Annotated in this window: 10 protein-coding genes; 1 reads left to right on the top strand and 9 read right to left on the bottom strand. The window is 71.8% G+C overall.

The window, feature by feature from the left end; all coding sequences use genetic code 11:
- Positions 1–108 precede the first annotated feature (108 nt).
- Genes F0L68_RS25340 through F0L68_RS25315 form a run of 6 tightly spaced genes read right to left on the bottom strand, consistent with a single transcriptional unit; the run spans position 109 to position 5,321 of the window.
- Positions 109–1,728: a class I adenylate-forming enzyme family protein gene (locus F0L68_RS25340; RefSeq protein ID WP_149852303.1), complete on the bottom strand. Its 1,620-nt coding sequence runs from the start codon at positions 1,726–1,728 to the stop codon at positions 109–111.
- The gene (locus tag F0L68_RS25335; RefSeq protein WP_149852302.1) at positions 1,725–2,267 is read right to left on the bottom strand and encodes a beta-ketoacyl synthase chain length factor; all 543 of its coding nucleotides are present in this window, start codon (positions 2,265–2,267) and stop codon (positions 1,725–1,727) included. The genes F0L68_RS25340 and F0L68_RS25335 overlap by 4 nt, the downstream gene beginning before the upstream one ends.
- Positions 2,264–3,358 (bottom strand): beta-ketoacyl synthase N-terminal-like domain-containing protein, encoded by a 1,095-nt coding sequence (locus F0L68_RS25330; RefSeq protein ID WP_149852301.1) that lies wholly within the window; start codon positions 3,356–3,358, stop codon positions 2,264–2,266. The genes F0L68_RS25335 and F0L68_RS25330 overlap by 4 nt, the downstream gene beginning before the upstream one ends.
- Positions 3,351–3,602 (bottom strand): hypothetical protein, encoded by a 252-nt coding sequence (locus F0L68_RS25325; protein ID WP_149852300.1) that lies wholly within the window; start codon positions 3,600–3,602, stop codon positions 3,351–3,353. Before F0L68_RS25325 ends, F0L68_RS25330 begins: the two co-directional genes overlap by 8 nt.
- On the bottom strand, positions 3,599–3,883 hold the full coding sequence (locus tag F0L68_RS25320) for an acyl carrier protein (protein ID WP_149852299.1): 285 nt from the start codon (positions 3,881–3,883) through the stop codon (positions 3,599–3,601). The genes F0L68_RS25325 and F0L68_RS25320 overlap by 4 nt, the downstream gene beginning before the upstream one ends.
- Before the next feature lie 25 nt (positions 3,884–3,908).
- Complete coding sequence (locus tag F0L68_RS25315; RefSeq protein WP_149852298.1) at positions 3,909–5,321, bottom strand: class I adenylate-forming enzyme family protein; 1,413 nt, start codon at positions 5,319–5,321, stop codon at positions 3,909–3,911.
- A 400-nt stretch (positions 5,322–5,721) separates the two neighbouring features.
- Here F0L68_RS25315 and F0L68_RS25310 point away from each other — a divergent pair, with 400 nt between their 5' ends.
- Complete coding sequence (locus F0L68_RS25310) at positions 5,722–6,810, top strand: alpha-hydroxy acid oxidase (RefSeq protein ID WP_149852297.1); 1,089 nt, start codon at positions 5,722–5,724, stop codon at positions 6,808–6,810.
- Here F0L68_RS25310 and F0L68_RS25305 read toward each other — a convergent pair.
- The 3 genes from F0L68_RS25305 to F0L68_RS25295 form a co-directional block, all read right to left on the bottom strand.
- A complete protein-coding gene (locus tag F0L68_RS25305; protein ID WP_149852296.1) occupies positions 6,798–8,135 on the bottom strand; it encodes an aminotransferase-like domain-containing protein in 1,338 nt (445 codons plus the stop codon). The genes F0L68_RS25310 and F0L68_RS25305 overlap by 13 nt on opposite strands.
- A 39-nt stretch (positions 8,136–8,174) precedes the next feature.
- Positions 8,175–9,107: a LipP1 family hormone-sensitive lipase gene (gene lipP1, locus F0L68_RS25300; protein ID WP_149852295.1), complete on the bottom strand. Its 933-nt coding sequence runs from the start codon at positions 9,105–9,107 to the stop codon at positions 8,175–8,177.
- A gap of 98 nt (positions 9,108–9,205) precedes the next feature.
- Entirely contained in the window at positions 9,206–10,690 is a 1,485-nt protein-coding gene (locus F0L68_RS25295) for an ArnT family glycosyltransferase (protein ID WP_188316823.1), read from the bottom strand.
- Between the last annotated feature and the right edge of the window lie 36 nt (positions 10,691–10,726).

The raw sequence follows: 10,726 nt of genomic DNA, 5'->3' as shown, positions 1-10,726 counted from the left end.
CATCGACGTCCTCGCTTCGCTGCGGGCGCCGATGAGGCACGGAGCGCACTGTGTTGGATGATTCGCTCGCTGCGCTTGCTCATGGCCGCCCTCGCTGCACCGCGCTCCTCATGACGCGCCCTGAGCGGCCAGGTAGCGCTCGCGGAGCTGGAACTTGCGGACCTTTCCTGTTGGCCCCAACGGGATCTCCCGGTCCTCGACCACCACGACCTTGCGCAGCGTGGCGGCGACCCTGTCGTCCAGCGCGGCGCGCACCCGGTCGGTGCGATCGGCGGCCGGGTCGGCGCCGGGCGCGAGTTGCAGCAGGACGTCGGTGGCGACGACGTCGTCGCGCCGCACCGCGACCACCGTGCAGTCCGCGACATCGGGGCACGCCACGAGGATCCGCTCCTCGGACATGGCGGTGTACAGCGTCGCGCCGTCGCCGAGGTCGACCGAGTCGACCAGCCGGTCCAGGTGGTAGAAGTAGCCCTCCTGGTCCCGGTACACGAGGTCGCCGGTGCGGAAGTAGCCGCGATCCCTGGTGCGGTAGGTGGTCACCGAGTCGTTCCAGTAGCCGAGCGACAGCGTCGCCGACTTCGTGCCGAGCTCGCCGACCTGGCCGTCGGGCAGCTCCTCGCCGTCGGGGCCGAGGACCCTGGGGTCGGCGAATGCGTGCGCGCGGCCGATGCAGCGGCCGTAACGGTTGGTTTCGGTGGTGTGCGTGATGAAGAAGTGCGAGTGGCCCATCTCGCTCGAGCCGAGGCCGTCGATGAACATGGAGCCCGGCTGGCGAACCCGACCGGCGGAGGTCGCGACAAGGCGGCTGCCGACCGCGACGAGTCGACGGATGTGCGCCTCGTGCGCGCAGTCGCCGGTGTTCCACCACAGGGCGACCGAGTCGAGATCCCGGCCGGTCAGGTCCGCTCTGGCCAGGTCAGACCAGGTGGCCGCGAAGCCGAGCACGCCGGTCGGCCGCCAGCGTTCGATGGTGTCCAGCGCCGTCGAGCCGGTCTGCTCGGACAGCGCCAGCAGCTCGGTCTGGCTGGACAGCGCGAGATTCACCGCGATCAGCGTCGCGACGTGCGGGGCCGGCAGCGCGCTGAGGATGCGTTCGGTGCCCTGCGCCTTGGGCATCCGCAGCCGGTGGTTGATCGCCGCGTAGAGGCTCGAGTGCGAGTGCACGACGGCCTTGGGCACGCCCGTCGTGCCGGAGGAGTGCGTGATCGCCACCGGGTCGTCCGCGTGGTGCCGGTACGCCTCGGGCGCGTCGGCCGGATCGGCGGAACCCAGGTCCGCCAGGCGGGCCAGCAGCGGCGCGTCGGTGTCGTGGCTGGCCAACCGGGCGCGGCCCGCGTCGTCGGTGAGCACGGCGACCGCGCGCAGCCGCCTGACGTAGAGGGCGGCGGTCTCGGGCGCGAGCCTCGGGTTGATCAGCGCGGGAATCGCGCCGAGCCGAGCCAGGGCAAGGAACGCGAGCACGGTGTCGGCGGCCGAGGTCGCGATCACCGCGACCGGGTCGCGCCGGCCGATGCCGAGGCCGTGCAGGCTGGCCGCGCGCGACCGCACCAGCCGGTCCACGTCCCGCACCCGCAGCGGCTGCCAGGCGGGGAAGCCGTCGACGTCGGTGTCGAAGGTCAGCGACGGGTCGTCGAGGCCGAAGCCGTTGGCGACCACCGTGGTCAGCACGTTGCCCGCGCCGAGCGCCGGATCGGCGGCAAGGCGCGCCCGGACTGTCTTGGGGGTCATCGGAACTCCTTTCCTGCCAAGGACTCCTCGGGCGGCGGCCCGACGAGCACGGCCTCCGCGCGGTCGTGTGTGTCCTCGTCCGCCAGCTCGGCGGCGACGACGAGGACCTGCGTGGCGTCGCCCTCCTCGATCAGCAGGGCGGCGACGGCGAGACCGTCGGCGAGTGCGTCGCCGGTCGGGCTCGTGCACACCACCGGCCCGCCGAGTCCCCAGCGCGCGGTGACGTGGCCGACCACGGCGTTGGGGTTGGACTGGAAGAACAACAGCGGCGGCACGCGGCTGCCGGACCGGACCGCCTCGGCCAGCGTGCTGGCGGTCGTCACGTCGCCGCGCACGCTGGCCAGCACGACGCCGACGCGCTCGCCGGCCCGCGCGGGTGTCTCGCCGTAGTGGGCGCGCAGGCAGCGCTCGGCCACCTCGGCGACCAGCGGGCTGAAGTTCGACGTGACGAAACCGGCGACGGTCGGCAGCGCCTCGTCCGGCGCGGTCGGCCACTCGGCCCTTGCCAGGACGGCGAGATCCCTGGTCGGGGCGTTCACGGCGCACCGACCAGGAGCGCGGTGTTCGCGCCGCCGAACGCGGCGTTCACCGTGAGCGCCCGGTCCCGGCGCAGCCGCCGGTCGCCGTCGAGGACGAGGTTCAGCCGGCAGTCTTCGTCGGCGGCGAGGAAGCCCGCGTTGACCGGCAGCCGGCCGGTGCGCAGCGCCAGCACCGTGACGATGAGCTCGAGCAGGCCGGACGCCTCCAGCGCGTGGCCGTGCACGGACTTGGTTGAGCTGACCGGAATCCGGTCGAGGTCGGCGCCGAACACCTGGCGCAGCGCGGCGGCCTCGGCGCTGTCGCTCTGCGGGGTGCCGGTGCCGTTCGCGTTGACGTAGCCGACCTCGGCGGCCGGCACGTCCGCGCGGCGTAGCGCGGTGTGCACGGCGCGCGCCAGTCCCTCGCCGTCGGGCCGGGGCTTGCACACGTGGTACGCGTCGCCGGTGCGCCCCCAGCCGAGCAGCGCCGCCTTGGCCGAAACGCGCCGTGCCCTGGCCGAGTCTGCGGACTCCAGCACCACGGCGGCCACGGCGTCGCCGAGCAGCATGCCTTGGCGGCCCGCGCTGAACGGCCGGACGTGGCCGTCGGCGGCGAGCGCTCTGCCGGCGTCGAACACCGCGAACGTGTCGCCGTCCACGAGGAAACCTGCCGCGACGACGGCCCGGTCGACGCGTCCGCCGGCGATCATGGCCGCCGCGTCGGCGACCGCGCTGGTGGCCGCGACGCACGCGGCCGTGTAGGTGCGCGGCGGGTCGGGCAGGCCGGTGCGGGCCGCGACCTCCAGCGCCGTCGCGGTGTTGTCGTGGTCGGCGTGCGCGGCCAACAACAGGGGAGTGCCGGCGCGGTGCTCGCGACCGAGCGACGCGTCGGCGCAGGCGTCGACGACCGCGCCGACCAGCTCGTCGGCCAGCCTCGGCGCGCCCGGCATCGTCGCCGCGGTGTCCGTGCGGCGACGAGCCGTGTCGAACCGGGTGACCGGCGCGAACGCCGGGGTGCCGCCGAACGCGCCGGCCAGCAGCGCGTCCTGGCCGGACCCGTGGGCGCTGCGCACCGCGAACCCGGAGAGCACCACCCGTGCCCGGTCAACCATGTGCGCCCTCGGTCGTGCCGATCGCGGCGCGCAGCATTTCGACCGCGCCGTCCACCGTCAGCATCTTCGCGAACGTCTCGTCGCTGAAGTCCAGCTCGACGGCGTAGCGCCGCTCGAACTGCGCGACCAGCCAGGTCAGTTCGAGCGAGTCGAGCTGCTCGCCGACGTCCCGCGCGTCGCGGTCGCCGTAGCCGGCGAGGATCGCGAGCACGTCCTCCCGTCGTGGCAACGGTTGTGCTGTCATGCGTGGTTGTCCGCGACGGCCGCCGCACCGTTGCGCGCCGCGACGTGGTCGGCCAGCACGGTCGTGAACTCCGCCAGCGTCAGCAGCGCCAACGACTCCATGTCGTCGTCGCCGAACTTGATGCCGTACTGGTCCTCCAGCTGGACCGCGAGATCGGCCAGCGCCAACGACTCGAGGTCGAGGCCGGCCGGCCCCAGCTCCGTGGTGTCGGAGACGTCGCTGACGTCGTAGTTCATCTCCCGCAGCGCCTCGATGATGAAGCGGCGCAACTCGTCCTTCATGGCTACCCCCTGGAGACTCGGGACATCATGGGTGGTGTGGTGCTGCGGCCCGCAGTGCTGCCGAGTCGCGGACGATCTTTCCCGTTGCGGTCCTTGGCAACGCGGCCAGCACGTGGATCCGGCGGGGCCGCTTGAAGGCGGCCAGCTCGCGGGCGATTGCCGCCTCGACGGTGTCCACTGTGGACTTGTCGGTCAGCGCGAGGTACGCCTCGATCTCGCCGTCGTGCACGACGACGGCCTCGGTGACCTCGGGCAGCGCGGCGATGGTCCGCTCCACCTCGGTGAGGTCGACCTTCAGGCCACCGATGGAGATCTGCGAGTCCAGCCGACCGAGAATGGTGACCAGCCCGGTCTCCTCGTCGTGCGCGGCGGCGTCCTTGGTGCGCAGCCAGCCGTCGGCGAAGCGCGTCGGGTCGCTGAGGCCGAGGTAGGGCGAGGCGGGCATGCGGATACGCAGCTCGCCCGCCGCCACGCGCACGTCCATGCCGTGCGCCGGGGCGACCGACGGCCAGTGCGTGCCGGACAGATCCGTCGCGATGACACCGAGTTCGGTCATCCCGTACATCGTGCCGAGCGGCACGCCGTAGCGGGCCGTGAACGCGGGTGGCACGCTCGGCCGCACCAGCTCGCCGGCCACGATCATCCTGACCAGCTGCGGCAGCGCGGGCGGATCCTCGACGGTGGCAAGGAGTTCGGCGTGGAAGGGGACGCCCAGGATGGTCGTCGGCGCGTCGCCCTCGGCGACCGCGGCGAGAATCCCGGTGGCGGTCAGGCGTTGCGGGAAGACCAGCTGCACGCCGGCGTGCAGGCCGTTGAGCAGTCCGCCGACGAGGCCAAGCACGTGCACCACGGACGCGAGCAGCACGACGCGGTCGCCCCGGTGCGGGAACTCGGCCAGCCGCGCGTAGCGGTCCAGCTCGCCGACCAGGTCCGCCGCGGTGCGGGCGATGACCTTGGACGCCCCGGTCGATCCCGAGCTGAACTGGACGAGCGCGTGCGGTGTCGCGGCGGGCCGCCCGGTCGGCCGCGCGGTCACGGTCGCGATGACGTCCGAGTAGCCGCGCATGCGGTTTCCCGTCACCTCAACGGGTTCCACCACGAACTGCGCGGCGACGCGGTCCAGCGCCCGGTCGACCTCGTGCTGGGTGAGCCGGTGGTCGAGCAGGCTCACCTGGGCGCCGAGCCGCCAGGCGGCCAGCAGTGTGGCGACATAGGTCAACGACGGCGGCAGTCGCAGCGCGACCGTGCCGCCCTTGGTCAGGCCGGCGTCGGCCAGCCTGACCCGCTGCTCGTCGACCAGGCCGCGCAGCGCGGCGCGGTCGACCGGGCCGTCGAGTCGGAGGCACACCTGTTCGTCCGGCCCGCTGAGCAGGAACTCGTCAACCCAGTCGTCCGGTAATGGCGTGACAATGACACGCGAATCAACAGCGTCCTTCATGGGACCCCAGTAAATTGGAAAATTAGCGGTTTTGCTGCATTAGTCCGAATGTTGTACTGGCCTTGGTTTCCGATTGGTTCTCGGAGAATTTCACACGCTGTGGCGGCGGTCAAGGCACTTCAGGGAAGTGTTTCTGCGCTCTTTGGGCCGCTTTGTTGGGCGCATAATTGATCTTGCCACGGATCCGCTGTGGCAGGGTTCGGCCTGGTCACGCTGTGCTGACCATCGGTCGAATAAAAACGCGTCCTGTAATCGGCGCACGCGCTGACGTGCGCCGGCAGGAATTCTTCGCGAGTCGCTTGCCGCATCCTCGCGCGCCGTCCTAGGGTTTGCGCTGACGGTAACCTCGTGTTGTCGAAGATATGCGTTGCGTGACCAGATCGGTGAGGTGTCCTGGGGCATGGAGCCATTTCGGGTGGAGGACTACGCGGAGTTCGCGCGGGCGTCACTGAGCGCGGAGGTATGGGGATTCGTGCAGGGCGGCAGCGGCGCGGAATGGACGCTCGCGGCCAACCGCGCCGCCTACGACCGCGTGCGGCTGCGGACCAGGGTGCTGACCGACGTGTCCCGGTGCGACCTCGGCACCACCGTGCTCGGCGCGCGGCTGGCCAGCCCGCTCGGCGTCGCGCCGATGGCCTACCACCGGCTCGCCCACCCGGACGGGGAACTCGCCACCGCCGCCGCGGCCGGCGCCACCGGCAGCCTGTTCGTGGTGAGCATCTTCGCCAGCGAGACCATCGAGGACATCGCCGCCGCGGCGACCGGCCCGCTGTGGCTCCAGCTGTACTGGTTGCGGCAGCGGGAGATTCTCGTCGACCTCATCCGCCGCGCCGAGGCGGCAGGCTACGGCGCGCTGGTGCTGACCGTCGACGCGCCCAGAGTGGGCCGCCGGCTCCGCGACCTGCGCAACGCCTTCGCGCTGCCGCAGGACGTGCGCGCCGTCAACATCGCGGAGCCCGTGATGGCCGCCAGCCACGAGTCCGCCGACGGCACGTCCGCGATCGAGCGGCACTCGCGCGAGCAGTTCGACCAGACCGTCACCTGGTCCGATCTCGCCTGGCTGCGGGAACGCAGCTCACTTCCCTTGGTGCTCAAGGGAATTCTCACCGCCGAGGACGCGCGGCTCGCCGTCGAGCACGGCGTGGACGCGGTCGTCGTGTCCAACCACGGCGGCCGCCAGCTCGACGGCGCGGTGCCGAGCCTGGACGCGCTGCCCGAGGTCGTGGCCGCCGTCGCCGGCCGGCTGCCGGTGCTGGTGGACGGCGGCGTGCGCACCGGCGGCGACGTCTTCAAGTCCCTCGCGCTCGGGGCGTGCGCGGTGCTCGTCGGCCGGCCCGTGCTGTGGGGTCTCGCGCACTCCGGCGCCGCCGGGGCTGGCGCGGTGCTCGGGCTGCTGCGCGAGGAGCTGGACAACTGCATGGCACTGGCCGGCCGACCGACGCTGGCCGACATCGACTCGTCGGCCGTGGTGCTGCGTCAGGGTTTCTGACCGGCGAAGGTCGCCGTCTGGTCGGTGATGAACTGCGCGAGCCGCGCGAGGCCGTCGCGGAGCCGGTCGGGCTCGACGTAGCTGCACGACAGCCGCAGCTGGTGCTGGCCGCCGCCGTCCAGGTAGAACGAGCTCATCGGCGTCCACAGCACGCCGTAGTCGCGGGCCGACCGCTCCAGCGCGCGGTTGTCGACCACGAACGGCACCGTCACCACCACGAAGAACCCGCCGCCCGGCGTGTTCCAGTCGATGCCGAGCGACGCCCGCCTGGTGATCGGGAAGTGCCGGTCCAGCTCGTCGAGCAGCAGGTTCAGGTTGTTGCGGTAGAAGCGAATCGTGTCCTGGTTGGTGTCGCGCAGCCGGCAGCCGCTGCGCACCAGGATCCCGCCGATCACCGCCTGGCTCAGCGACGGTGTGTTCACCGTCGTCATGCTCTTGATCTTCGCCAGCTGGTCGGCCAGCAGCGTGCGCCCGCCGTCCGGCGCCACCACCTCCTGGTCGGCCAACACGTAGCCGAGGCGCGCGCCGGGGAAGCAGGTCTTCGCGAACGAGCCGAGGTAGATCACCCTGCGCTCGGTGTCCAGCGACTTCAGCGTCGGACGGAACTGCTCGTCCCTGCTGAAGAAGCCGTACGGATTGTCCTCGATCACCAGTAGGTCCGCCGCGTCCGCGACCTCGAGCAGCCGCCGCCGCGCCGGCACCGCCATGCTCGTCCCGGACGGGTTGGCGAAGTCGGGCACCACGTAGAGGGCGCGCGCCCGCCGGCCGCTCGCCGCGACCCGCGCCGCCGCCTCGGCGACCGCCTCGGGATCCAGCCCTGACTCCCCCTCGGGCACCGGCACCGTCTCGATGTCCAGCAGGCGCGCCGCGCCGGTGATGCCCACGTAACACGGGGAGGTCACCAGCAGCACGTCCGTCGGGCGCGCGAACAGCGCGCGCAGCGCCAGCAGCATGCCCTCCTGCGCGCCGACTGTGACCACGACCGAGTCCGCCGACACGTGCATGCCGTCGTCGTTGGCGACCGTCTTCGCGATCAGGTCGTGGATCTGCCCGTTCGTGCGGCCGTACTGGAACAGCGTGGTGCGGACCTGATCGGGGGTGAAGCCAAGGTCCCGCTCCAGATAGGCGGTGTAGTCGGCGAGGTAGTCGGTGATGCGCTCCGGCTCGAACAGGCCCTCATAGGGACGGCCGGGCGCGAACGAGATCGCCTCGGGGAACCGCGAGGTCACCTCGTTGAGGAACATCATGGCTTCCAGCAACGGATCGGCGAGCGAGGCGTGCAGATCCGTGAGGGCGAGCCCGCGCGGCAGAGTCGTTTCGGTCATGGCGTCCCCCTGAAAACACGGTGTCGAGAATGCCTGCTGTCACGCGAACGCGCGGCGGAGCCCGTCGGCGGCCTGCGCCATGGCCCGCTCGGCCGCGTCGAGCACCCCGGACATCGCGAAGAAGCCGTGTGCCATCCCGGCATAGCGGGTCAGCTCGACCGGCACACCGGCCGCGCGCAACCGCTCGGCGTACGCCTCGCCCTCGTCGCGCAACGGGTCGAACTCGGCGGTCAGCACGGTGGCCGGCGGCAGGCCGCTCAGGTCCGGCGCGCGCAGCGGCGAGGCCAACGGGTTCCCGCCGTCCTCCGGGGTCGCCAGGTAGTGGCCCCAGTACCAGTCCACGGAGTTCCGGTTGAACAACAGGGGATCGGTGTTCTCCCGCAGCGACGCGGTGTCGGACCCGTAGTCGGTGTTGGGATACACCAACAACTGGTGCGCCAACGCCGGACCGCCGACGTCCCTGGCGAGCAGGGTCACCGCGGCGGCGAGGTTGCCGCCCGCGCTGTCCCCGCCGACCGCCAGGCGGCTCGCGTCGACGCCGAGCTCGTCGGCGTGCTCGGCGACCCACTCGGTCGCGGCGTGGCAGTCCCGCACGGCGGCGGGGAACTTGTGCTCCGGCGCGAGTCGGTAGCCGACCGAGATCGTCGCGCAGCCAACGGAGTTGGTCAGCCTGCGGCAGATGCCGTCGGAGGTGTCGATGGTGCCGAGCGTCCAACCGCCGCCGAAGAAGTAGAGGAGCGCGGGCAGTGGCCCTGCGCGGTCCGGCCGATACACGCGAACGCGAAGATCCCCGCCCGGCCCTGCAATGTCGCGCTCGGTCACCTCGGCGACGGGCACCGGATCGCCGCCGCCCGCGCGGATCGCCGCGAGGTCCTCGGCGCGCGCCTGCTCCAGCGACATCGTGTACAGCGGGGGAGTGTCGTCGGATTCCCGGCGCGCGCGCAGCGCGGCGACCTGCGGATCGAGCGGCATGCCTGGCTCCCCCTTCCGGCGCGTGAGCGAATCTTGTTACGCGGCAAGCCGATCGTCAATACCGATGGGGGCGACCCGAGTTGCCCGATCGCGCAGGTCTAGCGGGCGATCCGGTAGACGGTGATGTGCTCCTTGAAACCGGAGAACTCCGCGATCCGGTCGGCGGCCGCGATGATGCGGCCCAACGACGCGTCGTCGGGCAGGTGCTGGGTGTGCGACTCGTAGGTGATCAGATACTCGGCCCCGGTGCACTGTCCCGCTCGATACATCTTGCAGTAGGGCTGGCGGATCGCGGCACCGACGGACTCCTCCGTGATGATCTCTGCCCCAACGGGCACGTGCTGGTCGACCCATTGGGCAGCCTGGCCCATGGCGTTGTCGTCCCGGTCGGCGATGCGCAGCCAGAACACGGTCAGGCTCCAGGCGGCGAGGAGCGCGAGACCGACGGCCACCGCCCGCCGTGGCACCGGGCGCGGTGTGGACGCGCGGCGGTCCAGCGCCGCGCCGACCTCGGCGGCCAGGTAACAGTAGGTGGGCACGACGAACATGACGAAGTACTGCGGCAGCCGCAGCTGGAGCGCGGCGAAGAACAACATCGCGGCGGCCGCCCACGCGAACAGCAGCTCCCGCCCCCTGATCGGCGCGAGGCTGCGGCGGCGGACCATCTGCACGGCCCGCGTCAGCACCAGTGCCGTGGCGATTCCGGCCAGCAGCAGCGTCAGCCAGAACACGCGGTACTGGTCGAGCAGCGGCCCGACCGCGTCGGAGACGCTGTTGATCGCGCCCCGCGACTGCTGGAGGTTCACGCTGCGGTCGAACTGCACGGTCGACTCACGCCAGTACGCCCCGCCGAACCACAGGCTCACGCCGGCGAGGTAGGCCGCCGCGGTGAGCGCGGCCGCGCCGACCATCGCCAGGTGCTGGCGGTGGTGCCGGCGCACCAGCAGCCAGTGCAGCAGGGCCGCGCCGAGGAAGTACACGCCGACGTGTTTGTAGACCGCGACCCCGGCCAGCGCGATCCCGGCCGCCACGAACCAGCCGGTGCGTCCGCGCCGGTCGGCCGTCCAGTACAGCCACAGGGTGGCGACGCCGAGCGGCAGCATGGTGTTCTCGATCGAGGAGACCCGGTTGGTGAACACCATCCAGCCGTCCAGGGCGAGCACGCTCGCGGCCAGCAGCGCGGGCAGGGTGCCGGCGGCGCGGCGCAGGAACAGCGCGACGAGCAGCACCAGCGCGATGGCGCCGACGGCGGCCAGCGCGCGCGCCTGCGGGATGCCGCTGCCCCACAACCGGAACCACGCTGCGAGCAACAGGAAGTAGAACGGCGGATGATAGAGGTAGGGCTCGGCGGGCATGCCGGCCTCGATCTTCGCCTGGAGCAGGCCGTGGTCGGCCAGGTTCGCGCCGATCGAGGCGTAGACGGGCTCGTCCCAGTCGAAACCCGGCCGCACGCTCAGGTCCCACAACCGCAGCAGGGCGGCCACGACGAGCACACCGAGCAGGACCACCAGGAACATCCGGTCGCGGCGCAGGGCCATCACCGTCTCGCCCATGGCGCCGCGCCACACAGTCGTGCCTGCCAACGGACGTACCTCCATAAGAGCTCCTAACACGATGGC

Source organism: Solihabitans fulvus (assembly GCF_008386585.1).
GTDB classification, from domain to species: Bacteria; Actinomycetota; Actinomycetes; order Mycobacteriales; family Pseudonocardiaceae; genus Solihabitans; species Solihabitans fulvus.
Note: the sequence above shows the minus strand (reverse complement) of the source record. Positions and strands in the feature narration are given on the sequence as shown.